Origin of the sequence: Kribbella sp. NPDC003557, assembly GCF_040610805.1 — a bacterium.
In the GTDB taxonomy this organism is placed as follows: Bacteria; Actinomycetota; Actinomycetes; order Propionibacteriales; family Kribbellaceae; genus Kribbella.
This window is the reverse complement of record NZ_JBEXMY010000005.1, coordinates 179,118-203,822: the sequence shown is the minus strand read 5'-3', so window position 1 is coordinate 203,822 and position 24,705 is coordinate 179,118. Positions and strand designations below refer to the sequence as shown.

Annotated in this window: 25 protein-coding genes; 12 read left to right on the top strand and 13 right to left on the bottom strand. The window is 70.9% G+C overall.

The window, feature by feature from the left end:
- Window positions 1–16: 16 nt before the first annotated feature.
- The 7 genes from ABZW60_RS21655 to ABZW60_RS21625 form a co-directional block, all read right to left on the bottom strand.
- Window positions 17–517 (bottom strand): copper chaperone PCu(A)C, encoded by a 501-nt coding sequence (locus ABZW60_RS21655; RefSeq protein ID WP_355479424.1) that lies wholly within the window; start codon window positions 515–517, stop codon window positions 17–19.
- Window positions 518–539: 22 nt separating this feature from the next.
- Window positions 540–3,344, bottom strand: a complete 2,805-nt coding sequence (cphA, locus tag ABZW60_RS21650) for a cyanophycin synthetase (protein WP_355479423.1) — start codon at window positions 3,342–3,344, stop codon at window positions 540–542.
- A gap of 7 nt (window positions 3,345–3,351) precedes the next feature.
- On the bottom strand, window positions 3,352–4,398 hold the full coding sequence (locus ABZW60_RS21645) for a cyanophycinase (RefSeq protein WP_355479421.1): 1,047 nt from the start codon (window positions 4,396–4,398) through the stop codon (window positions 3,352–3,354).
- A gap of 26 nt (window positions 4,399–4,424) precedes the next feature.
- Window positions 4,425–5,813 carry a glycoside hydrolase family 16 protein gene (locus ABZW60_RS21640; RefSeq protein WP_355479419.1) on the bottom strand — a complete coding sequence of 463 codons (1,389 nt, stop codon included), beginning with the start codon at window positions 5,811–5,813 and terminating at the stop codon, window positions 4,425–4,427.
- Window positions 5,814–5,855: 42 nt separating this feature from the next.
- Window positions 5,856–6,758 carry a GNAT family N-acetyltransferase gene (locus tag ABZW60_RS21635; protein ID WP_355479417.1) on the bottom strand — a complete coding sequence of 301 codons (903 nt, stop codon included), beginning with the start codon at window positions 6,756–6,758 and terminating at the stop codon, window positions 5,856–5,858.
- 27 nt (window positions 6,759–6,785) lie between these two features.
- The gene (serB, locus tag ABZW60_RS21630; RefSeq protein ID WP_355479415.1) at window positions 6,786–8,003 is read right to left on the bottom strand and encodes a phosphoserine phosphatase SerB; all 1,218 of its coding nucleotides are present in this window, start codon (window positions 8,001–8,003) and stop codon (window positions 6,786–6,788) included.
- 75 nt (window positions 8,004–8,078) lie between these two features.
- On the bottom strand, window positions 8,079–8,813 hold the full coding sequence (locus tag ABZW60_RS21625) for a hypothetical protein (RefSeq protein WP_355479413.1): 735 nt from the start codon (window positions 8,811–8,813) through the stop codon (window positions 8,079–8,081).
- Window positions 8,814–8,874: 61 nt separating this feature from the next.
- Here ABZW60_RS21625 and ABZW60_RS21620 point away from each other — a divergent pair, with 61 nt between their 5' ends.
- From ABZW60_RS21620 to ABZW60_RS21605, 4 genes are all read left to right on the top strand, one after another.
- Window positions 8,875–9,657, top strand: a complete 783-nt coding sequence (locus tag ABZW60_RS21620) for an ABC transporter ATP-binding protein (protein WP_355479411.1) — start codon at window positions 8,875–8,877, stop codon at window positions 9,655–9,657.
- A 72-nt stretch (window positions 9,658–9,729) separates the two neighbouring features.
- The gene (locus tag ABZW60_RS21615) at window positions 9,730–10,248 is read left to right on the top strand and encodes an NfeD family protein (RefSeq protein ID WP_355479409.1); all 519 of its coding nucleotides are present in this window, start codon (window positions 9,730–9,732) and stop codon (window positions 10,246–10,248) included.
- A gap of 137 nt (window positions 10,249–10,385) precedes the next feature.
- Window positions 10,386–11,564: an SPFH domain-containing protein gene (locus tag ABZW60_RS21610; RefSeq protein WP_355479407.1), complete on the top strand. Its 1,179-nt coding sequence runs from the start codon at window positions 10,386–10,388 to the stop codon at window positions 11,562–11,564.
- 106 nt (window positions 11,565–11,670) lie between these two features.
- Window positions 11,671–12,417: a sulfite exporter TauE/SafE family protein gene (locus ABZW60_RS21605; RefSeq protein WP_355479405.1), complete on the top strand. Its 747-nt coding sequence runs from the start codon at window positions 11,671–11,673 to the stop codon at window positions 12,415–12,417.
- On the opposite strand, the gene ABZW60_RS21600 is transcribed toward ABZW60_RS21605, so the two are convergent.
- Window positions 12,401–13,045: a TetR/AcrR family transcriptional regulator gene (locus tag ABZW60_RS21600; RefSeq protein ID WP_355479403.1), complete on the bottom strand. Its 645-nt coding sequence runs from the start codon at window positions 13,043–13,045 to the stop codon at window positions 12,401–12,403. The genes ABZW60_RS21605 and ABZW60_RS21600 overlap by 17 nt on opposite strands.
- Before the next feature lie 50 nt (window positions 13,046–13,095).
- On the opposite strand from ABZW60_RS21600, the gene ABZW60_RS21595 reads away from it, so the two are divergent.
- Both ABZW60_RS21595 and ABZW60_RS21590 read left to right on the top strand, forming a co-directional pair.
- On the top strand, window positions 13,096–14,049 hold the full coding sequence (locus ABZW60_RS21595) for a zinc-binding dehydrogenase (RefSeq protein ID WP_355479401.1): 954 nt from the start codon (window positions 13,096–13,098) through the stop codon (window positions 14,047–14,049).
- Between the two features lie 23 nt (window positions 14,050–14,072).
- Window positions 14,073–14,504 (top strand): organic hydroperoxide resistance protein, encoded by a 432-nt coding sequence (locus ABZW60_RS21590; protein WP_355479399.1) that lies wholly within the window; start codon window positions 14,073–14,075, stop codon window positions 14,502–14,504.
- A gap of 1 nt (window position 14,505) precedes the next feature.
- Here the strand turns inward: ABZW60_RS21590 and ABZW60_RS21585 are convergent, their stop codons facing one another.
- The 5 genes from ABZW60_RS21585 to ABZW60_RS21565 all read right to left on the bottom strand — a co-directional run bounded on the left by ABZW60_RS21585 (window position 14,506) and on the right by ABZW60_RS21565 (window position 18,980).
- On the bottom strand, window positions 14,506–15,327 hold the full coding sequence (locus ABZW60_RS21585) for a helix-turn-helix transcriptional regulator (protein ID WP_355480486.1): 822 nt from the start codon (window positions 15,325–15,327) through the stop codon (window positions 14,506–14,508).
- A gap of 96 nt (window positions 15,328–15,423) precedes the next feature.
- Window positions 15,424–16,512, bottom strand: a complete 1,089-nt coding sequence (locus tag ABZW60_RS21580) for an NAD(P)/FAD-dependent oxidoreductase (protein WP_355479397.1) — start codon at window positions 16,510–16,512, stop codon at window positions 15,424–15,426.
- A gap of 78 nt (window positions 16,513–16,590) precedes the next feature.
- A complete protein-coding gene (locus ABZW60_RS21575; protein WP_355479395.1) occupies window positions 16,591–18,141 on the bottom strand; it encodes a response regulator transcription factor in 1,551 nt (516 codons plus the stop codon).
- A 12-nt stretch (window positions 18,142–18,153) separates the two neighbouring features.
- The gene (locus ABZW60_RS21570) at window positions 18,154–18,684 is read right to left on the bottom strand and encodes a YbaK/EbsC family protein (protein WP_355479393.1); all 531 of its coding nucleotides are present in this window, start codon (window positions 18,682–18,684) and stop codon (window positions 18,154–18,156) included.
- Window positions 18,681–18,980 (bottom strand): GNAT family N-acetyltransferase, encoded by a 300-nt coding sequence (locus tag ABZW60_RS21565; protein WP_355479392.1) that lies wholly within the window; start codon window positions 18,978–18,980, stop codon window positions 18,681–18,683. Before ABZW60_RS21565 ends, ABZW60_RS21570 begins: the two co-directional genes overlap by 4 nt.
- Window positions 18,981–19,090: 110 nt before the next feature.
- Between ABZW60_RS21565 and ABZW60_RS21560 the strand changes: the two genes are divergently transcribed.
- From ABZW60_RS21560 to ABZW60_RS21535, 6 genes are read left to right on the top strand one after another with little or no spacing between them, the layout of a single operon-like run.
- On the top strand, window positions 19,091–20,620 hold the full coding sequence (locus ABZW60_RS21560; protein WP_355479390.1) for an MFS transporter: 1,530 nt from the start codon (window positions 19,091–19,093) through the stop codon (window positions 20,618–20,620).
- A 9-nt stretch (window positions 20,621–20,629) separates the two neighbouring features.
- A complete protein-coding gene (locus ABZW60_RS21555) occupies window positions 20,630–22,081 on the top strand; it encodes a cobyric acid synthase (protein ID WP_355479389.1) in 1,452 nt (483 codons plus the stop codon).
- On the top strand, window positions 22,078–22,641 hold the full coding sequence (locus ABZW60_RS21550) for a DinB family protein (protein WP_355479387.1): 564 nt from the start codon (window positions 22,078–22,080) through the stop codon (window positions 22,639–22,641). The genes ABZW60_RS21555 and ABZW60_RS21550 overlap by 4 nt, the downstream gene beginning before the upstream one ends.
- Complete coding sequence (gene sigJ, locus ABZW60_RS21545; RefSeq protein WP_355479385.1) at window positions 22,634–23,542, top strand: RNA polymerase sigma factor SigJ; 909 nt, start codon at window positions 22,634–22,636, stop codon at window positions 23,540–23,542. The genes ABZW60_RS21550 and sigJ overlap by 8 nt, the downstream gene beginning before the upstream one ends.
- Window positions 23,543–23,561: 19 nt before the next feature.
- Window positions 23,562–24,287 (top strand): NAD(P)H-binding protein, encoded by a 726-nt coding sequence (locus tag ABZW60_RS21540; RefSeq protein WP_355479383.1) that lies wholly within the window; start codon window positions 23,562–23,564, stop codon window positions 24,285–24,287.
- Window positions 24,284–24,673, top strand: a complete 390-nt coding sequence (locus ABZW60_RS21535) for a hypothetical protein (RefSeq protein ID WP_355479382.1) — start codon at window positions 24,284–24,286, stop codon at window positions 24,671–24,673. Before ABZW60_RS21540 ends, ABZW60_RS21535 begins: the two co-directional genes overlap by 4 nt.
- Window positions 24,674–24,705: the final 32 nt, after the last annotated feature.

Below are 24,705 nucleotides of genomic sequence, written 5' to 3'. Positions count from 1 at the left end.
CGGGCGTCTTCGGTCGTCACTTGCTACTGGGGGTCGGGTGGTAGTGCTCTTCTTCCTCGGTGAAGGCCTTCACCGGGACCTTGAGGTCGTGGGTCGTGTTGTCCGAGAACTTCAGCGTCAGCGGGACCTCGTCGCCGGGCTTCAGGGGCTGCTTGAGTGCCATCAGCATGATGTGGTCGCCGCCGGGGGAGAGGTGCGCGTGGGAGCCGGCCGGGACGGTGACGCCGCCGGTCTTCGCGCGCATCACCATCTTGCCGTCCTGCGTCGCCATCTCGTGCAGCTGCACGACCCCGGCCACCGGAGAAGTTGCCGAGGTCAACTTCACGTCGGTGCTGCCGGGATTGGTCAGCGCCATGAACGCGGCCGTCATCGTGGTGTCCTTCGCGCCCGTCGTCGCCCGCACCCACGCGTCCTCGACGAGCACGCCCGGCGCACCGACCGCGGCCTCCGGCGTCGCCGTCGATCCGCAACCGCTCAGCAGGAAAGGCACCAGCAACAGCAGCAACTTCGTCTTCACGCAACAGCCAACGAGACTTGCCCTAGGCAAGTTCCCGGGCCGGGTCCTCGGTGATCTCCTCGTCGGGCTGGACGAAGTCGGGGTCACCGCCCTCGTCACCGGACCGGGCCCCGGCCTGGGCGAGGTGTGACACCGATTCGAGCTCCGCCAGGACCGACTGGTGCTGATCGACGCACAGCACCACGAGATCACCCGGGTTCGACCGCTCGAGCGCGAACCGCACCGCCTCGAGCTCGTCCAGTACGACGTCGACCCGCCGGCACCGCGCGCCGTTGTCCATCGCGGCCCGCACGCCGGCCGTCACCAGCTCCGCCGACTCGCCGCGCTTGCGGCCGCGCAGCCGGGCGTCCTCGCGGACCACGACCACGTCGAAGTGCTGGGCGGCGACCTCGCCGAGCTCGCGGATGTCGTCGTCGCGACGGTCGCCCGCGGTCGCGATCACACCGATCCGCGACGGCCGCCCGACCTCGGACGACGCACTCAGGCTCTCGCCGAGCCGGTCGACGAAGTCACCGAGCATCCGCATCGCCGGCGCGTTGTGGCAGTAGTCGACGATCACGCTGCGCCCGTCGACGTCGATCTCGTTCAGCCGGCCCGGCGACAGGTAGTACGACGTGTTGAACGTCCGCAGGCCCTGCCGGATGTCGTGCAACGGCGCACCCGCCGCGAACGCCGCCGCCGCGGCTGCCATCGCGTTCTGCACGTTCATCATCGCCCGCCCGCCGAACGTTGCCGGCAGCAAATGGGTCCAGGCGAGCTGCATCGACCGGCGGCCGTGCTTGACCACGATCATGTCGCCGAGGTCCGACCGCTCCAGCACCACGGCGCGCCCGCCCCGGCGGCAGTGCCCCTCGATGTAGTCGCGGATCTCGCTGCCCTGCTCGGCCATGCTGAACCACACGACCTGCCCCGAGCACTTGCGCCGCATCTTCCGCACCAGTGGGTCGTCGGCGTTCAGGACGGCGTACCCGGTCCGCGGCACCGCCTCGACCAGCACGGCCTTCACGTCGGCCAGCTGCTCGAGCGTCTCGATGCCGCGCAGCCCGAGGTGGTCGGGCTGGACGTTCAGCACGACGGCCACGTCGTTGCGCTCGTACCCCAGTCCCTCGCGCAGGATCCCGCCGCGCGCCACCTCGAAGACCGCGAAGTCGACCCGCGGGTTCTGCAGCACCATCCGCGCGGACTTCGGGCCGGACGCGTCCTGCCGGATCACCAGCCGCTCGTCGATCACGATGCCGTCGGTCGAGGTCATCCCGACCTTGCGGCCCATGCCCTTGAAGACGTGGCTGATCATCCGCGACGTGGTGGTCTTCCCGTTCGTCCCGGTGACCGCGACGATCGGGATCCGGCTGACCGCGCCGGGCGGGAACAGCATGTCCACCACCGGCTTGGCGATGTACTGCGGCTCGCCGACCGTCGGGTTGGTGTGCATCCGGAACCCGGGCGCCGCGTTCACCTCGCAGATCGCGCCGCCGGTCTCGCGGACCGGCTGGGTGATGTCGGGGCAGATGAAGTCGATCCCGGCGATGTCGAGCCCGATCATCCGGGCCGCCTCCTCGGCGATCTCGACGTTCTCCGGGTGCGCCTCCCAGGTCCGGTCGATCGAGATCCCACCGGTGGACATGTTGCCGGTGAGCGTCAGCTTCACCATCGCGTCCTCGGGCGGTACGTCGTCCAGCTCGAAGCCCTGGTCGCGGACCAGCTGGCGGGCGGCGTTGTTGATCGTGATCCGGGTGAGGATCTTCTCGTGCCCGACACCGCGCCGCGGGTCGGCGTTGGTGATGTCGACCAGCTCGGCCACGGTGTGGATACCGTCGCCGACGACGTGCGCGGGCACGCGTTCGGCGATCGCCTCCATCCGGCCGTTGATGATCAGACAGCGGTAGTCCTTGCCGGTGACGAAGTTCTCCACGATCACGTACCCGCGCCGGGACTGCTCGGCCGCGATCGGGAACGCCTCGCGGAGCGCGTCCGCGTCCTGCAGGTTCAGGCAGACGCCGCGGCCGTGGTTGCCGTCGAGCGGCTTGCACACCACCGGGTACCCGATCTTGTGCGCGACCGAGACCGCTTCCTCGACCGTGCGCACCGACTCCGACCGCGGCACCGGCAGACCGGCCGAGGCGAGCAGCCGGGTGGTCAGGTCCTTGTCGCCGGCGACGTCGACCGCGATCGAGCCGGTCTCGGACGTCATCGTGGCCCGGATCCGCTTCGCGTGCACGCCCTGCCCGAGCTGCACCAGGCTCGCCTTGTTGAGCCGGATCCACGGGATGTCCCGGGACACCGCCTCGTCCACGATCGCCTGCGTGGACGGGCCGAACGCGGTCCGCTCGGCCTGCTTGATGAACTTCTCCAGCTCGGTCGTGAAGTCGAACGCCGGGTCCGGCTGGACCAGGTTGTTCACGAACCGTACGGCGAGTTCACCCGCGGCGAGCCCGACCGCTTCGTCGGCGTACGCGTAGGTGATGTTGTAGATGCCGGGGGAGCCCTTCACCTGCCGGGTCTTGCCGCGGCGCATGTCGTGGCCGGCTTCCTGCTGGAGCTGGAGCGAGACGTGCTCGGCGATGTGGCCGAGCCAGGTGCCCTCGTACAGCCGCTCGATGAAGCCGCCCTTGCGGCCGCGCGAGCAGTGGTGCTGGTCGAGCCGGGGCAGGTCGGCGAGCAGCCGCTCGGTGAAGCCGGGGATGGTGTTCGACGGGAAGTTCTCCAGCGAGCCCAGGTCCACGACCAGGTGGATCGCGGGGTCGTAGCTCCAGACGTTGGGGCCGCGGTACACGCGGGTCTCGATGATCTTCAGGTCAGGGGCGGGCGTGCCGTGCGTCTCGGTCATTCGGGGGTCACTGTTCTGGGAGCGTGCGGTCGGGGGACTCGGAGTCGGCGCCTGCCGTGATCGGCTCGGTCGCCTCCGGTCTGGATTCCCCGGCCGCGGCAGATTTATTCGCCCGGCGGCCCGCGCGCCGCTTCCGCTCCGCGTAGTACGCCGGTGACACCCCCTCCGCGGCGATCTCCTTCGCGAGCTTGCGCAGGTCGGCCTCGGCGGCCGCGAGTTCGGCGTACTCCGACGCGGCCGGCTGCGGACCGTACGACAGCAGGACCCGGTTCTGCAGGTCGAACGTCGCGGTCGCCGGCAGCACGTGCAGGACCACGCCGGACGCCAGGATCGGCTCGGACCGCTTGGCGTTGTGGGCGTTGGAGGTGATCCGGGTGCCGTCGAAGATCGTCACCGCGCCGCGGCCGACGACCTCCAGGTGGCTGCCGCGGACGACCGCCGCGGTGTCCTCGTCGACGCCGATCCCGAGCAGGCCGGGGGACTGCGCGACGAGCGACAGCAGCCGGCCGTACCGGTTGCGCTGCGCGAAGTGCTGGTCGACGATCGCGCCCTGGACCAGGCCGAGACCGCCGGACAGCTGGCTCATCCGCTGCCGCGGGGTGGCGCCGGAGCGGCCGAACGCGATCATGTGCTCGGCCAGGATGCTCGCGCCCGCCGACGTCCCGCCGACGGCCGCGCCGCGCGCGTGGGCGGCGGTCACCGCGCGGCCGAACGCCGTACCGGTGACGACGCCCGCGAGCTTGAGCTGGTTGCCGCCGGTCATGAAGATGCCGGTCGCGTCGTTCAGCGGGGCGATGAAGGCCGGGTCGTCGGCGTCCTCCCGGTTCTCCGGGCGGACGCCGACCACGCTCTCGGCGCCGAGGGCCGCGAACAGCGCGCGGTACACGTCGACGACGTCGGGCCCCAGTGCGGACGCGGTGGGCACCACCACGATCCGCGCCGTGGACCCGCCCGCCGCGTCGACGAACTCCTGCAGCACCGTCCGCTTCTTCAGCTTGTCCTCGGCGCCGCCGATGGCGAACAGGGCACCCGGCCCACCCTGCAGTTCTGACATAAGCCGAAGAATAGGTGCTAGATCCCTCAGTGGCCGAACGTGAACCAGTTGAGGTTGACGTAGTCGGCCGGCTGGCCGCTGGTGAAGGTGATGTAGACGTCGTGTGTGCCGGTCACGGACGCCATGTTGGCGGGGACGGTTCGCCACGACTGCCAGCCGCCGGTGTTGGCGATCGCGAAGCTGCCGATCGGCGCGTTGCTGCGGCTGTCCAGCCGGACCTCGACGAGCCCGCTGACGCCGCCCGCGGCGCCGGACGCGACCCGCGCCACGAACTGTGTCGCCGCCGTGCTGCCGAAGTTGATCCCGCGGTACAGCGCCCAGTCGCCGTTGCCGATCTGCTTCAGGTTCTGGCCGCCGCCGGTGTCGGTCGTGGTCTCCAGGCCCATGCCCGACTGCTGCGTGTACGACTCGGCCTGCAGGGTGCTGTACGCCGAGGAGCCGCCCGGCGGCGTCGTCGGGGGAGTCGTCGGGGGAGTCGTCGTGCCGCCGCCCTTCGCGGTCACCGCGACGTAGTCGACGACCATCGGCCGGTCCGGGACGGTCGAGGCGCGCGGCGTCGGCCCGTTCAGCGCGTCCGGGAACGCGCCGCCGATCGCGACGTTCAGCAGCACGAAGTAGCCGGCGTGCGAGGTCATGTTCGACCAGGTGTCGGCCGGGAACTGGCTCTGGCTGAGCGAGTGGAACTGCTGGCCGTCGACGGACCAGCGCAACTGGTTCGGCGAGACCGACGTGTCCCATTCGAACCGGTACGTGTGGAACGCGGACTGGCAGGTGGAGCCCGGGCAGGCGCGGCTGGCGCCGAGGCCGGTGGTCTCGTTGCACGGGCCGCCGGGGTTCACGCCGCAGTGCAGCACGCCCCAGACCGAGTTGATCCCGTTGACGTTCTCCATGATGTCGAACTCGCCGATGCCCGGCCAGTTCCAGTAGTTCCCGCGGTACGGCGACCCGAGCGCCCAGAACGCCGGCCAGTACCCGAGCGCGGCGTCGCCGGTGACGTTCGGCATCTGGATCCGGCTCTCGATCGCGAGGATCCCGCCGGACGGCGGCTTGAAGTCGCCGCGCTGGGACTCGATCCGCGCCGACGTCCAGTTGCCGGCCGCGTCCCGGCGCGGCGTGATCCGCAGGTTGCCGGCGCCGTCCAGCGAGACGTTGTTCGGGCTGTTGGTGTAGTTCTGGATCTCGCCGGTACCCCAGTTCCCGGGGCCGCCCGGGTAGCCGTGGCCGGTGTCGATGATCCAGTTGGAGCCCGACGGCAGACTGCCGCTGGGCCCGTTGAAGTCGTCACTCCACACCGTGCTCCAGCCGGCGGGCGGAGTCGGGACGTCGGCCTCCGCGGCGCCGCCGATCGCGAGCACGGCGATCAGCGGGGCGAGCAGTGGGACGGCCAGGGCGAGTGCGAGGGGGCGGATACGCATGTCGACCTCCAGGGGCGGTGGATGAGGTCAATGTGAGCGCTCTCACGGTGGTGTGTCAACAGCTCGGAGCGCCGTACGGCAAACCGTCGTGCTGCGGCGGACGGACATGCCGAGGCGCTGGTACATCGCCAGGGCCCCGGTCCCGGAGTGTGTCCAGAGCGTCAGCGTCTGCTTGCCCTGCTGCCCGGCGCCCAGTGCGGCGTACGTGAGCAGCGCCCGGGCGAGGCCTTGGCCGCGGAAGTCCCGCCGTACGGCGACCTGGTCGACGTAGCCGTCGGGGGAGTCCGGGAGTTCGAGGCTGATGACGGCCCCGACGATCTCGTCGCCGGCGACCGCGACCGGTGACAGCTCGGGGTCGAAGCTGGAGCGCTCGATGCTTGTCCCGGCCCACTCGTCGTACTCGTGCCGCCGCGGCTGCCACTCGTCGAACGCGTCCTGGACGACCTGGTGAACCACGCGCGCGTCACCCGGCGCGAACGGCCGCAGCGTGACGCCTTCGGGAAGGACCGGTGCGTCGCCGGTCACGGGCCGTTCGAGTAGCCAGTTGGTCGCGAGGACCTCGTACCCGCGGGCCCGGAGCAGGCCGGTGCCGGCCTTGTCCGCGTCGTCGACCGTCTGCGCCAGCCAGTCGCTGCCGTGTTCGCGGGCGCGGCCCTCCGCCCAGTCGAGCAGCTCGGTCCCGAGGCCACGACCGACGTACGACGGATGCACGTCGATCTGCGCTCGGCGCCCGCCGTGGACCCAGGCCCAGCCGGCGAGTTCCCCGTCCGGTGCCTCGATCACCCGGGTGTCGAGATCGAGGTCGATGAGCGGGCGCCGCAGGTCGGCGGCGATCGCGTCCGGGACCCGATCGGTCTGTCCGTGCCAGAGCTGCTCGGCGGCGGCGATCAGCCGGTGGATCGCATCTGCGTCGTCAAGGGTGGCGGGTCGGCGGGTGAGGTCCATACCGCCGATCCTGCCGTATCGGCGCGGTCAGGCCGGGGTGTCGGCGTCCGCCGCCTCGACCTCTTCGCGGGTGATGCCGAGCAGGTAGAGGATCGTGTCCAGGTACGGAACGCTCAGGTGCGTGTCGGCGGCCGCGCGGACCACCGGCTTGGCGTTGAACGCGACGCCGAGACCGGCAGCGGCCAGCATGTCGAGGTCGTTGGCGCCGTCGCCGATCGCGACCGTCTGCGTCAGCGGCGTACCGGACCGCTCGGCGAACCGGCGCAGCGCGGTGGCCTTGCCGGGCCGGTCGACGATCTCGCCGACGACACGGCCGGTCAGCCTGCCGTCGACGATCTCCAGCTCGTTGGCCATCGCGTAGTCGATGCCGAGCTCGGCGGCCAGCTTGTCGGTGATCTGGCTGAACCCGCCGCTGACGATCGCGAACTGGTACCCGAGCCGCTTCAGCGTCCGGACCAGCGTGCGCGCGCCGGGAGCCAGCTCGATCGCGGCGTACACCTCGTCGAGGGCGCTCGCGGGCAGCCCTTCGAGCGCCGCGACCCGGTGCCGCAACGAGTCGGCGAAGTCCAGCTCGCCACGCATCGCCTGCTCGGTGACGGCGGCGACCTCGGCGAGCCGCCCGGCGTGCGCGGCGAGCATCTCGATGACCTCGCCCTGGATCAGGGTCGAGTCGACGTCCATCACGATCAGCCGCTTGGCCCGCCGGTACAGCCCGCCGTCCTGGACGGCGATGTCGAGCCCCTGCCGGACGCCTTCCTGGGCGAGCACGGTCCGCAGCGCGTCCGGATCGGCGCCGGAGACGGCGAACTCCATCGCGGTCACCGGGTAGCGCGCCATCCGGCTGATCCGGTCGATGTTCGCGCCGGTGTCGGCGATCCGGCCGGCGACCGCGGCCAGCCCGGCGGCCGACAGCGGATGGCCGATCACGGTCACCTGGCTGCGGCCCTGGCGCCGCGGCTCGTTGTCGCCGACGCCCTTCTTCACCGAGATGTCGACGTCGAGGACGTTCGCGAGCGCCTTCAGCTCGTCCTTCAGGTCCTTGTGGTCACGCGGCGCGGTGAGCAGCACACCGAGGATCAGCCGGCCGCGGAGGACGACCTGCTCGGCGTCGATCACGTCCAGCCCGCGGGTCGCGAGCGTGGCCAGCACGGCGGACGTCAGCCCCGGCCGGTCGGTCCCCGTCAACGTCACCAGCAACGTCGGCCGGTCGGCCGCCGCCTTCTCAACCTCACCCAGATCAGTCATCTCACCCGAACGCTACCCACATGAGATGACCGTCCGGTGTCCGGTCCACATCCCAGGCGCGAACGGGGAACGCCCTCAGGCGTGCACGGGTGGTGCGCAGGCGGCCACCAACGCCCGCCGGGCCGCGGCCGCCAGCTCGAGCAGCGCCCGCCGCCGGGCGTCGGCCTCGGCGCCCGTCACCGCCGCGCCGTCGTCCTCGAGCGCCGCGTCCGCGATCGCGAGGCAGCGCCGCGCCGTCGCGGCCGCCTTCACCGCACGCGGTTCGTAGCCCGGAGCAAGGTCGTCGCCCTTCCCGCGCCCGATCTTGCGGATGTCGATCAGCGCGTCCGCGACCTCCGGCTTCCACCGCGCCACGTCCAGCGCGGCCAGCGACTCGGCCGCGTCGATCAGCGCCATCCGCAGACCGCGATCCGCCTCACCGAAGTCCGCGGGCAGCGGCGATGCCGCCGGCAGCACGGTCCACTGCACCGCGGGCCCGACGTACGACGGCACCAGCCCGAGCTCCGGCCCGGTGAGGACGACGGCCTCGCCGGTCTCCAGCGCGGCCTCGTTGAAGGGCGGCGGCCCGGCCAGGCCGATCGGGTCACCGGGGATCGGCAGGGCGAGATGCGCCTGCGTCGTCCCCGCGGCGCGCAACAGGTTCAGCGCGACCGGCAGCGTGGCCGGCTCGGGGTGGCCGGCGAGGCCGGCCACGTGGTGACCGACGTCGTCACCGAGGATCTTCTGCGCGGCGGTGTCGGGATCGCAGGCACCGGTCAGCATCGCGTTCGTCCACACGGTGAACCGAACCGAGGCGGAGGTCGTCAGCACGCCCGCAAGTCTCGCACCACCCGGCAACCGATCGGCAAGGGCGACCCCTTAGGTTTTGAGCATGACTGCAGTGGTGGAGCTGGCCGGGGTGACGATCGTCCGCGGTGACTCGCGGCTGGTCGACGGGATCGACTGGACGATCGACGAGGCCGACCGGTGGGTGGTGATCGGGCCGAACGGCGCCGGTAAGACGACCCTGCTGCAGGTGCTGGCCGCACAGCTGCACCCGACGTCCGGTGTGGCCGGCCTGCTCGGTGAGGTGCTGGGCGCGGTCGACGTCTTCGAGCTGCGGCCGCGGATCGGCCTGACCAGCGCCGCGCTCGCGGACCGGTTGCCGAAGGGCGAGCGGGTGTCCGACGTCGTGGTCTCGGCGTCGTACGCCGTGCTCGGCCGCTGGATCGAGGAGTACGACGAGCTGGATCACGAGCGGGCCGCGGCGCTGCTGACCGAGCTGGGGATCGGGCACCTCGCCGACCGGACGTTCGGCACGCTGTCCGAGGGGGAGCGGAAGCGGGTGCAGATCGCCCGGGCGCTGATGACCGACCCCGAGCTGATGCTGATGGACGAGCCCGCGGCCGGTCTCGACCTGACCGGGCGCGAGCAGCTGGTCCGCTCGCTGAGTGCGATCGCGACCGCGGTCGGCGCGCCCGCGATGGTGCTGGTCACCCACCACGTCGAGGAGATCCCGCCCGGCTTCACCCACGCCCTGCTGCTCAAGCAGGGCCGCATCGTCGCCGCCGGCCCGATGGACGAGGCCCTCACCGCCGAGAACCTCAGCGAGACCTTCGACCTCGCCCTGACCCTCAAGCAGGAGGACGGCCGCTACACCGCCCGCGCCCTCTGACGCCGGATCCCGGCGGGCCGGTGACGCGTCGAAACACCTGCTGGGTGCCCCCGACGTGGATAGGCTTGGGAAATGATGGATTGGCTGCGGGACAACATGTGGGCGGCGTGGCTGACGATCGCCGCCGTCCTCGGTCTGGCCGAGCTGGCCTCGCTCGACTTCACGCTGCTGATGCTGGCCGCCGGTGCGCTCACCGCGGCCGGCGTGGCGGCGTTCTTCCCGGGCCTGCTCTGGCTGCAGATCGTCGTCGGCCTGATCACCGCGGCCGCGATGCTCGCCGCGATCCGGCCGATGATCGTCCGGAAGATCCATCACGGCCAGGAACTGAAGACCGGCTCGGCGCACGTGATCGGCCGCACCGGGACCGTGGTCAAGGAGATCCACCCCGACGGCGGCGGTTCGATCCGGCTCGGCGGCGAGCTCTGGACGGCCCGGCCGTACGACGAGGTGTCGACGATCGCGCCGGGGACCCGCGTCGAGGTGATGTCGATCGACGGCGCGACCGCGGTCGTCTACCCGGTCGGCGAACCGCTGCACCACCAGCTCGACAGCACCGAGCCGCCGACGCCGAACGATCCGCCGCAGACCTGACGTGGAGTGGTCCGCTGCGCGCAGTACTGTCGGAGACAGGCGGCAGTACCTCCCGACGCGCCGGGAACCGGCACGCCGGATGGCCCGTCCATACGGAAGACTGTCCGTCCTGAGCGTTCTGTCGAGTGGAGGGTCGAGTGACCGCGTTCCTCGTAGTGCTGGCATTGGTCGCCTTGTTGGTGATCGTCACACTCATCAAGTCCGTCCGGGTGGTGCAGCAGCAGACCGTCGGCATCGTCGAACGGTTCGGTAAGTTCAAGACCGGCCTGCAGCCGGGTCTGAACCTGCTGACCCCGTTCGTCGACAAGGTCCGCTACACCATCGACATGCGCGAGCAGGTGGTCGCGTTCCCGCCGCAGGGCGTCATCACCGAGGACAACCTGATGGTGTCGATCGACTCCGTCATCTACTTCCAGGTCAACGACCCGGTGCGGGCGACGTACGAGATCTCCAACTACATCCAGGCGATCGAGCAGCTGACCATGACGACGCTGCGCAACATCATCGGCGGCATGGACCTGGAGCAGACGCTGACGTCGCGCGAGGAGATCAACGAGAAGCTGCGCTACGTGCTGGACGAGGCGACCGGCAAGTGGGGTATCCGGGTCAACCGGGTCGAGCTGCGCTCGATCGACCCGCCGCCGTCGATCCAGGACTCGATGGAGAAGCAGATGCGCGCCGACCGCGACAAGCGCGCCGCGATCCTCACCGCGGAAGGTATGCGGCAGTCGGCCGTGCTGTCCGCCGAGGGTCAGAAGCAGTCCGCGATCCTCACCGCCGAAGGTGACAAGCAGTCCCGCATCCTGCGCGCCGAGGCCGAGCGGCAGGCCCGGATCCTGAAGGCACAGGGTGAGGCGCAGGCCATCACCACGGTCTTCAACGCGATCCACGCGGGCAAGCCGGACCAGGGTCTGCTCGCGTACCAGTACCTGCAGATGCTGCCGTCGATCGCCCAGGGCGACGCGAACAAGCTGTGGATCGTGCCGAGCGAGATCGGCGACGCGCTCAAGGGTCTCGGCAGCGCGGTCGGCCAGGTGGCCGGTATCGCGCAGCAGGCCGAGGGCAACTGGGAGGCGCCGCAGCTGCAGAACGGCGAGGTGCCCGAGCTCGACGCCGCCGGTGTCGGCAACGGCAGCGGAGGATCCGCGGTGGCGGAGGCCGACAACGCCGTCCGCGAGGCGATCGCGGCCGCCGAGTCCGCGGCGGTGAGCAGCCGCACCCAGGCCGCGCCGTCGACCCCGGCCGTCCCGCCGCCGGCTCCCACCCAGGACCTGCCGCCGCAGGCTCCGCCGGCCGCCGAGCCGCCGCAGCGCTGAACCACCACGAAGCCCTCCCGGACACAGTGATCCGGGAGGGCTTCGTGCTGCTCAACGGCTGGACAGATCTGCACCTGAGCGGTCAGGTGCGTAGAGTTCTTCAGCGATGACATGGTTCGAGGCGGTGTTCGTCCTGCTGGCGGGGATGGGCGCGGGAACGATCAACGCCGTGGTGGGGTCGGGCACGCTGCTCACCTTCCCCGCGTTGCTTGCCGTCGGCATCCCTCCGGTGCTGGCGAACGTCAGCAACACGGTCGGCCTGGCGCCCGGTACGGCGGCGGGCGCGATCGGCTATCGCCGTGAGCTCCAAGGGCAGCGCGGGCGGATGCTCCGGCTGGTGCCGGCCTCGCTCGCGGGCGGCATCGTCGGGGCAGTGCTGTTGCTCACCCTGCCCGACTCCGCGTTCCACGCCGTCGTGCCGGTGCTGATCCTGCTCGGCTGCCTGCTGGTCGCGTTCCAGCCGTGGCTGTCGAAGTGGATCAGCGCGCCGTCGCACCTGCACCGCGGCGCGTGGTGGGTGATCCCGGCGGTCTTCGCGACCGGCGTGTACGGCGGGTACTTCGGCGCCGCGCAAGGCGTGCTGCTGATGGCGATCCTGGGCCTCGGCCTGGACTCGAACCTGCAGCGGATGAACGGCCTGAAGAACGTCCTGGCCACGGTCGTGAACACCGTCGCCGCGATCCTGTTCGTGATCGTCTCCGACGTCGACTGGCTCGCCGCCGCCCTGATCGCGGGCGGGTCCACCGTCGGCGGCTTCATCGGCGCCCGCTACGGCCGCCGGCTGCCGCCGATCGCGCTGCGGGCGCTGATCGTCTGCATCGGCGTCCTCGCCATCGTCACGATGGTGTTCTGAGCCCCGCCAGCAGCAGGTCGAGGCCGTAGTCGAACTGCTCGTCACCGCCCGTGGTGCGCGCCAGCTCGGGGGCGAGCTCGACGACCGAGGGGAAGTCGCGCGCCGAGAGAGACTCCATGGTCGCTCGCAGCCGGCGCCACGCCTCGGGGTCCCGGCGCTCGGCGGCCATCTGGATCTCCCAGCTGGTGGCGCCCAGGACGTAGGTGAAGAGGGTGGTGTGCGTGCGGGCGGCCGTCTCCGCGTCGAAACCGGCGGAGCGCAGGACGCCGAGCAGCCCCTCGGCGACCCGGGCCGTCTCGTGCCCGCTCAACGGCCGGCTCGCGAGTAGTTGCGCGAGGCAAGGATGCTGCAGCATCAGCAGCCGCAGCGACCGGCACACCGCCCGCACCTGGTCCGGCCACGCGACCTCCGGCGGCACGTCGGGCAGCAGCCCCATCAGGTGATCGCGGACCGCGTCGTACAGATCGTCCTTGTTCCGGAAGTAGGTGTAGAGCGCCATCGGGCCGACGCCCAGCTCGGCGGCGACTCCGCGCAGGCTGAACGCGTCGGTGCCCTTGGCCTCCATCAGCTCGAGCGCGGTCCGCACGATCAGGTCGGCGCTCAGGGTGTTGCGTGGCGTCCGCGCCATGTGACCCATCTCCCTCCGATGCTCCTAACGTACAGTGTATAGTACGGTGTATGCGAGCCATTCAGATCACCGAGTTCGGCGGGCCAGAGGTCCTGAAGGTCAGCGATGTCGCGGAGCCGGTCGCCGGCGACGGGCAGGTCCTGATCACGGTCGACCGCGCCGGCATCAACTACGCGGACACCCACCAGGTCGAGAACAGCTACCTGTCGAAGACCGAGTTGCCGCTGATCCCGGGCGGTGAGGTCGTCGGGCACACGGCCGACGGTCGCCGGGTGGTCGCGCTGGTCGGTTCCGGTGGGTACGCCGAGAAGGCGGTGGCGCACGCGCCGTACGCGTGGGACGTGCCGGAGGGCGTGACCGACGGTCAGGCACTCGCCCTCGTCCTACAGGGCACGACTGCGTGGCACCTGCTGAAGACGTCCACGCACCTGCAGCCGGGGGAGTCCGTCCTCGTGCACGCCGGTGCCGGTGGCGTCGGCTCACTCGCCGTCCAGCTCGCGAAGCTGTGGGGCGCCGGCCGGGTGATCGCGACCGCCTCGACCGAGGAGAAGCGCAAGCAGGTCCTCGAGCTCGGCGCCGACGCCGCGATCGACGGCACGCCGGAAGGGCTGAAGGACCGTGTCCTCGAGGCGAACGGCGGCAAGCCCGTCGACATCGTGCTCGAGATGGTCGGCGGCCCGACCTTCGACGAGTCGTTCGCCGCGCTGGCCCGCTTCGGCCGCCTGGTCACCTTCGGTGCCGCGTCCCGGCAGCCGGCCGCGCAGATCGACCCGAGCCGGCTGATGAAGGGCTCGAAGACGATCGCCGGTTTCTGGCTGGCGGACTGCTTCGCGAAGCCGCAGCTGCTCGGCGGCCCGCTGACCGAGTTGTTCGACCTGACCGCGGCCGGTGAGCTGCGCCCGATCGTCGGCGGCGAGTACGCGCTGTCCGACGTCGCCACCGCCCATGAAGACATGCGAGCTCGCCGGACCGTCGGCAAGCTCCTGCTCGACCCCACCCGCTGAATCCGATACGGAGATCACCAGCTATGACAATCGCTGTCGAGAAGGTTCTGTACACCGCCCGCGCCACCGCCGACGGCGGCCGTGACGGCAAGGTCGCCACCGACGACGGCAAGCTCGACGTCGTGGTCGCGCCGCCGGCCGAGATGGGTGGCACCGGCAACGGCACCAACCCCGAGCAGTTGTTCGCGGCCGGCTACGCGGCCTGCTTCCACAGCGCGCTGAAGGTCGTCGCGCGCAAGGCCCGTCTGGACGTTGACGGCTCGACCGTCACCGCCGAGGTCGGCATCGGCCCGATCAACGGCGGCGCCGGCTACGGCCTCGAGGTCGCGCTGGTCGTCGGCCTGCCCGGGCTCGACACCGCGGCCGCCGAGGACCTGGTCGCGAAGGCACACCAGGTCTGCCCGTACTCCAATGCCACCCGCGGCAACATCAAGGTCGACCTGAAGGTCGCCTGAGCTACATCCGCGCGAGGGCCTGCAGCAGCAGGCCCTCCGTGGAGGACACCGGGGCCGCGGAGATCGTCAGCCCTTCCATGATCGCGACGTACTCGTCGACCTCTTCGATCTTGTCCAGGTACATCGCGCTGGCCGCGTGCTCGATGTAGACGATGTCCGGCAGGTCGCCGTCCGCGAACCGCAGCAGGCTGAACGCGCCGCCGGCGCCGGGGTACCCGACGCTGCTGAACGGCATCACCTGCAGGGTGATGTTCGGCTGCTGCGACCACTTCAGCAGATGCTCGATCTGGGCCCGCATGACGTCCTCGCCGCCGACCGGCCGGTGCAGCACCGACTCGTCGATGACGACCCAGATCCGGGCCGGGTTCGGCCGGGTCAGGATCTGTTGCCGGGTCACCCGCAGCTCGACCCGCTGGTCGACCTCCTGGTGCGGCAGGAACGACTTGCCCATCTGGACGACGGCGCGCGCGTACTCCTCGGTCTGCAGCAGGCCCGGGACGAACATCACCTCGTACGTCCGGATCAGCGTCGCGGCGACCTCGAGCCCGACGTAGTTCGCGAACCAGCTCGGCATCACGTCGCCGTACCGGGACCACCAGCCCGGGTTGTTCGCCGCCCGGGCCAGCTCCATCAACCGGAACCGCTCCTGCTCGTCGGCCATCCCGTACAGCTCGAGCAGGTCGCTGACGTCGCGCTCCTTGAAGCCGACGCGGCCGAGTTCCATCCGGCTGACCTTGGACTCCGAGGCCCGGATCTGCCAGCCCGCGTCGGCGCGACTGATCCCGGCGGACTCACGCATCCGCCGCAACTGCCCGCCGAGCATGATCCGGAGTGCCGTCGGCCCACCGTCGCCGCCACTCACCGTCTGCTCACTCACCCTGACCCACGCCCAGCCACGCACCCATTCCAGCGGGTGATGCTACCGGCTGTCCACAGGTATCGCCCGGGCGACTTTCCGGCGGCCGAGATCTTTGACCAGGAAACGGGCGTCCCGGTCCACGCCCTGGATGGCCGCGGACGCGATCGCGTACTGGAAGTCGAGCCCGAGGAAGTACAGCCCGGGCACGTCGGTGGACACGCCGCGCTCGTGCCGCGGCCGGCCGGCGTCGTCGAACACCGGCAGGTCGATCCACCCGTGGTCCGGATCCGACCCGGTGGACCAGACCACTGTGCGGACGTCGTCGAGGACGTCGCCGTCGGCGGTCACCGGCTTGCCGTCGCGGACCCCCGCGATGCGAGCGATCCGCTCGATCCCGGCCGCGTCGAGGTGCTCGAGCTTGTTGCGGGTCAGCGGCAGCCCGTTGTGCAGCGCGTTCGCGATCGCCTTGCGGCCCATCGGCGTACCGCGGGTGAGCACGTACTTGAACAGGAACATCACGATCGGCGTGAAGAAGTGGCCCGCCGCGGAGTCGATGTCGACCGGCACTTGGCCCGGGTGCCGCCCGGCGAGCAGCGTGCGGTGCGTCTTCACGGCCTCCAGCGCGATATCGGTCCCGGAGTTGGCCGCACCAACGACCAGTACGGTTCCGTCCGCGAGCTGCGACGGATTCCGGTACTCCAGCGAGTGCAGCTGCTCGATCGACGGGTCGAGCTGATCCGCGAACGACGGCCACCGCGGCACACTGTGCATCCCGGCTGCCACCACGACGTTGTCCGCCCGCCAGTCGCCGGCCGTCGTCTCGACCAGGAAGCCCTCGGCGTCCCGAGACACGCGCGTCACCCGTACGCCGGTCCGCACGGGCAGCTTGTGATGGACGGCGTACTGCTCGAGGTAGTCGGCCATCTCGTCGCGGCTCGGGCAGTCCCGCGTCCCGATCCGCAGCCCCGGGAGGCTCGCGTACCGCGGCAGGCTGAAGAGCCGCAGCGAGTCGTACCGTTCCCGCCAGCAGTCGCCGACGCGTTCGTGGCCGTCGAGCACGACGAAGTCCTCGCGGTCCTTGTGCAGGTAGTACCCGATCGCCAGCCCGGCCTGTCCCGCGCCGATCACCACTGTTCCGACCCTGTCCATAACCCTCAAGTTAGGGCGGCGGGGCGGACCCGTACATCAACCGACCACGCCAATCCCGCGGACGGCGAGTGGTCATTTCTACCCAACCAGCCCGTGCTCGTAGGCGTACGCCGTCGCCGCGGCCCGGCTGTTCACACCGAGCTTGGCGAAGATGTTGCTGACGTGACGGGCGACCGTTCGCTCGCTGAGGAACAGCTGATCGGCGACGGCCCGGTTGGTGGCGCCGGTCGCCAGCAGACGCAGTACTTCGAGCTCGCGGGGACTGAGCCCGCTGCTGCGGCCGGGCTCCAGCGCGGCGAGCTCGACCGTCGCACCGAGCCGCTCGAACACGGCTCGCGCGCTGTCGATCTCCATCTGCTCCGCGTCGAGGTCGCCGAGTGCTCGGCACGCCTGGGCGACGAGGAGCCGGGTCTGCGCACCCTGGTACGGCATCTCGAGCCGCTGCCACAACGACCAAGCCCGCCGCAACGACGGGATCGCGCCTTTCGGGTCGCCGCACGCGACCCGCACCGCGCCCTCGGAGTACGCCGCGAGCGCCTGCAGGTACGGCGAGTCCGCGCGGGCCAGCTCGTTCAGCTCGGCGGCCGACTTGCGCGCCGTCTCACGGTCCCCGCAGGTGATGGCCAGCTCGGTCCGCGCGGCGAGCAGCATCGGACGGGCCGCCGAGAAGGCGTCCTCGGCCAGCGCGCGCTCGAGCCCGGCGACGGCCACGTCGAGCCGGCCCTGGGCGGCCCGCAGCCGCGCCAGCCCCGGTTGCACGTCCGTCCCGTCCGCGGCCGCGGCGACGTACGCGCGCTCGGCGGCGGCGTACTGCCCGCGCTGCCGCTCCACCTCGGCCAGCTGGTACCAGGCGGAGCCGACCGCGCCGGCCGGCAACCGACGGCAGGCGTCCGCGGCGGCGTCGGCCGCATCGGACCAGGCCCCGCGGTACTGCAGGATCTGCGCGCGGTGCACCAGGCAGGTCCCGCGGTACGGCACGAGGCCTGGCTGCTGATCGCACCAGCCGGTGAGTGCCTGCGTCCACTCCTGGGCGCGACGGATGTCGTAGAGGCTCATGCACAGCGCGATCACCGAGCAGTAGGCCATTCCGGCGACCTCGGGGCGGACCTGACTGGCGGTGACGTGCACCATCGCCTCGTCCAGCGCCTTGAGCGCCTCGGCGCCGCGGCCGAGCATGGTCAGGCAGTTCCCGCGGCCGAGGGCGGCCAGCACGATCGCGTCCGGCTCGGTCGCCCAGCCCATGTTCTGCTCGAACAGGGGAAGGGCCGCGGCCGCGTCACCGGAGTTCATCCGCAGCGCCGCGTCGGCCATGGCGACCAGCCCGGCGAGCTGCGGGTCGTCCTCGGGTACCAGCCGCTCGATCCGCGCCTGCCATCCCGCCGCCCGGGCGAGTTCGCCGTGCTGCTGCAGGTGGAACCCGAGCCAGAACCCGCTCCGGATCGCGGCCACCACGTCGCCGCGGGCCAGGTGTTCCTCGTAGGCCCGCTCCCGGTACGCCGCGACCTCGGCGTCGCGGCCGAGCACGAAGGCGGCGACCGCGAGCCGGTCGAGGTCCGCGGGCGGCAGCGGCGCATGCCGGCCGGCCGCCGTCAGTTCGGCGTACTCGGCGGGCCAGTCGTGCTGCTGCATCCGCGCTCCGGATCAGTGCTGCGCGAGGTCCAGCACCGCCGCGGTCGGCAGCGTGGCCAGCTCCGCGCCGTCGACGAGGATCTTCGAGCCGCGGATCCCGCTGCCGATCACCACCGGCCCGGCCTTGACGACCGCCTCGTCGACGAGCACCGGCCAGTCCGCGGGCAGCCCGATCGGCGTGATGCCGCCGTGCTCCATGCCGGTGCGGCCGACCGCGTCGTCCTGCGTGGCGAACGAGATCTTCCGGACGCCGAGGTGCTTGCGGATCACGCCGTTCACGTCGGCGCGGTCCGTGGCCAGCACCAGCACCGCGGCGTACGACTCCTCGCCGGCCCGCTTGCCGAGCACGACCACACAGTTCGCCGAGGCGGCCATCGGTACGTCGTACTCCGCGCAGAAGGCCGCGGTGTCGGCGAGGCCGGGGTCGATCGCGGCCGCGTAGGCCGGCAGGTCACCGAGCGCGTCGCGCACCGGGGCCGCCAGCAGCTCCGGCACGTCGGCCGCGGGCTGCCACTCCAGCTTGCCCATCACCGGTGCGGTCATTCCTGCGCCGCCTTCACCAGGTCGGCGTACTCGGTGTGCTCGGCGAGGAAGTCCTGGTAGAAGGGGCAGGCGGGCTTCACCTGGAGCCCGAGCGCGCGGGCGTCGTCGAGGGACTTGGTGGCGATCGTGCCGGCCACGCCGCGGCCGCGGAACTCCGGCAGCGTCTCGGCGTGGATGAAGGTGATGCTGCCCGGGTGCAACCGGTAGTCGACGAAGCCCATCAGCGTGCCTTCGGCGTCGTGTGCCTCGTAGCGGCTGCGGTCTTTGGCGTCCACCACCGTGATGTCGTTCTCCATGCCCGCAACTCTAGGCCCTGTGCGGTGATGGTCACCCAGCGTTTGAGGATCGTGACTCCCGGGGTACCGGCCCGTGGGCTTTCGTCAACCACGGGCCGGGAGGAGCTGGGATGAGCGAGCACGCGTTGGAGCACGGGAAGGCGATACCTAGTCTGGTGCCGGCCCGGATGGACCGGCTGCCCTGGACCCGGTTCCACTGGATGATCGTCGTCGGCCTGGGCGTCTCCTGGATCCTCGACGGCCTCGAGATCCAGCTCGTCTCCCTGGTCGGGAACGTGCTGAAGGAGCCCGAGACGCTGCATCTGACCACCTCCGAGGTCGGTCTGATGGCGTCGGTCTACCTGGGCGGTGAGGTGGTCGGCGCGCTGTTGTTCGGCCGGTTGACCGACCGGCTGGGCCGCCGCAGCCTGTTCATCGTCACGCTGCTCGTCTACCTGATCGCCTCCGGCGCGGCCGGCCTGTCCTGGAACCTCGGGTCGCTGCTGGTCTTCCGGTTCATCGCCGGCATGGGCATCGGCGGTGAGTACGCCGCGATCAACTCCGCGATCGACGAGCTGATCCCGTCGCGCTACCGCGGCCGCGTCGACATCGGCGTGAACGGCACCTACTGGGCCGGCGCGCTGATCGGGTCGGCGGTCGGCCTGGTGTTCCTGAACACCGACATCATTCCGGTCGAGTGGGGCTGGCGGCTGTGCTTCCTGATCGGCCCGGTGATGGGGCTCGTCATCATCTACCTGCGCCGGCACATCCCGGAGAGCCCGCGCTGGCTGATGACGCACGGCCGGGTCGAGGAGGCCGAGCGAACCGTCGACGGCATCGAGGCGAAGGTCCGGGAGCAGGGTGGTGAGCTGCGCGAGGTCCGCGACGACGAGGCGATCGAGGTCGTCGACTACCCGCCGGTGACGTACCGCGAGATCGCCCGGGTGATGCTGCGCGACTACCGCAGCCGCTCGTTCCTCGGCTTCTCGATGATGGTCACCCAGGCGTTCCTCTACAACGCGATCTTCTTCACCTACGCGCTGGTGCTGAAGTCGTACTTCGGCCTGAACGACTCCAGCGTCGCGCTGTACTTCTTCCCGTTCGCGATCGGCAACCTGGCCGGGCCGCTGCTGCTCGGGCGCCTGTTCGACACCATCGGCCGCCGGAAGATGATTCTCGGCACCTACACGCTGTCGGCCGTCGTGCTGTTCTTCACCGCGCTGCTGTTCAACGCCGGTGCCCTGAACGCCGCGTCGCTGACCGGGCTGTGGTGTGTGGTGTTCTTCTTCGCGTCGGCCGGCGCGTCGTCGGCGTACCTGACGGTCAGCGAGATCTTCCCGATCGAGCTGCGCGGCCAGGCGATCTCGTTCTTCTTCGCGATCTCGCAGCTGACCGGCGGTGTGATCGCGCCGTTCCTGTTCGCCTCGCTGATCGGTGAGGGCGACCACCCGGCGCGCGGCCCGCTGACCGTCGGCTACATCATCGGCGCGGCCGTGATGCTGATCGGCGGCCTGATCGCCTGGTTCTTCGGCGTGGACGCGGAGGGCAAGTCGCTCGAGAACATCGCCACGCCGCTCTCGTCGAGGACCGGAGCCACCCGCTTCCAGGGCACGACGCCCCGAATCCCGAGCACCGACCGGCGGTCAGAACCCGAACCCTAAGATGACGTCGTGGGTTCGCTGCTGATCGCCGGGACGACGTCCGACGCCGGGAAGACGACCGTCGTCACAGGGCTGTGCCGGTGGCTGGCGCGCCAGGGCGTGCGGGTCGCGCCGTACAAGGCGCAGAACATGTCGAACAACTCGATGGTCTGCGGCGACGGCACCGAGATCGGCCGCGCGCAGTGGATCCAGGCCGTCGCCGCCGGCGCCGAACCCGAGGCGGCGATGAACCCGGTGCTGCTCAAGCCGGGCAGCGACCGGCGCAGCCATGTGGTCCTGATGGGTCAGCCGTGGGGCGAGCTGTCCGCGCGCGGGTTCCTGACCGAGCGGGCGGAGCTGGCGAAGGCGGCGTTCGCGGCGTACGACGACCTGGCGTCGCGCTACGACGTGGTGATCAGCGAGGGTGCGGGCAGCCCGGCCGAGATCAACCTGCGGCAGTCCGACTACGTGAACATGGGGCTCGCGCAGCACACGCGCGCGCCGGTCGTCGTGGTCGGCGACATCGACCGCGGGGGAGTGTTCGCGTCGATGTTCGGCACGGTCGCGTTGCTCGACGCGGCCGACCAGGCGCTGATCAGCGGGTTCCTGGTGAACAAGTTCCGCGGCGACGTGTCGCTCCTGCAGCCGGGCATCGACATGCTGACCTCCGTCACCGGCCGCCCGACGTACGGCGTGCTGCCGTGGCTGCCCGAGCTGTGGCTGGACTCCGAGGACGCGCTGGACATCCCGGTCCGGCGGACCTCGCCGGGCGACCTGCTGACGATCGCGGTGGTGCGGTTCCCGCGGATCAGCAACTTCACCGACCTCGACGCGCTGGCGGTGGAGCCGACCAACAGCGTGTTCTTCACCACGAGTCCCGCCGAGGTCCGCGACGCCGATCTGGTCGTCCTCCCGGGCTCACGCGCCACGGTCGCCGACCTTGCCTGGCTCCGCGCACAGGGCCTGGCCGACGCGATCACGGCCCGGGCCGGCGCGGGTCGCCCGGTCCTGGGGATCTGTGGCGGGTACCAACTGCTCGGGGCCTCCGTGTCCGATCCGTACGCGGTCGAGACCGGTGGTGATCACCCCGGTCTGGGGTTGTTGCCGGTCGCAACCGTGTTCGGGCGGGAGAAGGTGCTGGCGCGACCGGCGCCGACGGCGTACGAGATCCACCACGGCGTGGTGACGGTGACGGGGGAGGCCGGCGAGTTCCCGGGCGGCTGCCGGTCCGGGAACGTGTGGGGCACGATCTGGCACGGGCTGCTCGACGACGACACCGCGCGGCATGCCTTCCTGCGGGAGGTCGCGGAGCAGACCGGCAAGCCCGCGCCGGACGGCTCGGTGTCGTTCGCCGGGCTGCGCGAGGAGCGGCTGGACCGGCTGGCCGACATGATCGACGAGTACGCCGACACCGCCGCCTTGCTGCGCCTGATCGAGAACGGCGCGCCCGCTGTCCCCTTCGTCCCACCAGGAGCGCCATGAAGTCCCACCTGCAGCAGTACCTCCAGGAGACCCGCGCGCTGCTGCTCGCGAAGCTCGACGGGATCAGCGAGTACGACCGCCGCCGCCCGCTCGTCCCGTCCGGGACGAACCTGCTCGGTCTGGTCAAGCATCTGGTCGGGATCGAGTACGTCTACCTCGGCACCAGCGTCGGCCGCCCACCGGCCGAAGCGCTGCCCTGGGAGGCCGACGGGTCGGTGTGGGAGGGCGCCGACATGTGGGCGAAGCCGGACGAGTCGACGGAGTACATCACCGGCCTGTACCGCGAGGCCTGCGCGCACAGCGACCGGTCGATCGCCGAGCTCGACCTGGACCACCCCGCCGAGGTGCCGCACTGGGCCGAGGGCCAACGCGGTACGACGTTCGGCGCGCTGCTGGTCCGGGTCGTCGACGAGACGGCGCACCACGCCGGGCACGCCGACATCGTCCGCGAACTGATCGACGGACAGGGCGGCAAGGATGCCGGCCTGCTCGACGAGGCGGCCTGGTCGGAGTTCTACGCGAAGATCCAGCGCGCGGCGGAGACGTTCCTGCGTGGATGACTTCGAGCGCGTGCGCGGGCGGTTGTTCGGGATCGCGTACCGGATGACCGGTACCGCGACCGACGCGGAGGAGATCCTCCAGGACGCCTGGCTGCGCTGGCAGGACGTCGACCGTTCCTCGGTGCGGGACCCGGACGCGTACCTGGCCAAGGTCGTCACCAACCTGTCCATCCGGCAGCTGACGTCGGCACGCGCACGGCGGGAGACGTACGTCGGGGAGTGGTTGCCGGAGCCGGTGCTGACCGGGCGGACCGAGTTCGACGCGCTCGGACCGCTGGACGTCGTCGCGGAGCGCGAATCGGTGTCGTTCGCCTTGTTGTTGCTGCTCGAACGGCTGACGCCGGCCGAGCGGGCGGCGTACGTGCTGCACGAGGCGTTCGCGTACGGGTACCGCGACGTGGCCGAGCTGATCGGGACGTCCGAGGCGAACGCACGGCAGTTGGCGTCGCGGGCCGGCAAGAAGCTGGCCGCCGACAGGCCGCGGGAGCAGCCGGTCGACCGGGCGGGGTGGCGGAAGCTGGTCGAGCGGTTCATCGCGGCCGCCCGGCTGGGCGAGATCGAGGAACTCGAGCAGCTGCTCGCCGCGGATGTGGTGTCCCGCGCCGACAGCGGCGGCAAGGTCTCCGCGGCCCGTAACGTCGTCGTCGGCCGCAACCGGGTCGCCCGGTACGTGGCGGGGGCACTGCAACGCTTCGGCGCCGGCATCGAGGCGTACCTGGCGGAGGCGAACGGCGAGCCGGCACTGGTTGCCGTCGGCCCCGACGGCGTGATGGCGATCTGCTTCGTCGGCACCGGTCCGGACGGGCTGACGAGCCTCGAATTCGTGATGAACCCCGACAAGCTCGCTTTCGCCGCCGCGCAGTTGTCACAGATCGGGAGCCTGCCGGATCAGAGCTGGTGAACGAAAGGAAACCAGCGCTATGAGCTCACTTCTTGTCACCGGCGGGACCGGCACCCTGGGCCGGCCCACCGTGACCCGGCTGGTCGCGGACGGCCACGAGGTTCGCGTGCTCAGCCGGAAACCCGGCCCCGACCGCGTCGTCGCCGACCTCACCACCGGTGCCGGCGTCGCCGCGGCGGTCGAGGGATCCGACGTCGTCGTCCACCTCGCCACCAGCCAGGGCCGCCGCGACGTCGAGCAGATCCGCAACCTCCTGGACGCTGCCAAGGGCGTCCAGCACCTGATCTTCGTATCGATCGCCGGGATCGACCGCATCCCGCTCGCGTACTACCGGTACAAGCTCGAATCCGAGCGTCTGGTCGCCGCGTCGGGCGTGCCGTACACCGTCCTGCGGGCGACCCAGTTCCACAACCTCGTCGACCGGGTCTTCAGCGCGCAGCGCTTCTCGCCGGTGCTTTTGGCCCCGACCATCACCCTGCAGCCGATCTCGGTCGACGAAGTCGCCGTCCGGCTCGCCGAACTCGTGGCCGCGCCGCCGGTCGACGGTCACGCCGCCGACATCGCCGGCCCGGAACGGCTGCCGGCGCGAGAACTGGCCCGGCAATGGAAGCAGGCTCGCCCGTCTCGGCGTCCCGTGCTGCCGGTGCGGGTTCCGGGGAAGACGTTCCGCGCGTTCGCCGCCGGCGCTGCCACGGTCGACGGCCCGGCGTACGGGCGGATCACGTTCGCGGAGTACCTGCGATGAGGGCGTACGTCCGCGCGGTGCTGATCACCTTCGCCGCGGTCCAGCTGGTCCTCGGGGTGTGGCTGACGCTCGTGCCGAAGACGTTCTACGACCATGTCCCGACGGTCGACTGGGACCCGCCGTACGCCGAACACGCGTTCCGCGACTTCGGCGCCGCGTCGCTCGGCCTGGCTGTCGTCCTGATCGCCGCGGCGGTCCGCCTGGACAGATTCCTCGCGACGCTGGCGCTGGTGGCCTACCTCGCGTTCTCGATCCCGCACACGGTCTTCCACCTCGGCCACCTCGAACCCGACCACCTCGGCTGGTCGATCGTGCTCGCGGTGTCGGTAGGGCTGATGGTCGTGCTGCCCCTGACCGCGCTGGCCGGGACGCGCAGGATGACTTGACGACTGTGACAGTGGGACTGTCACAATAGCCC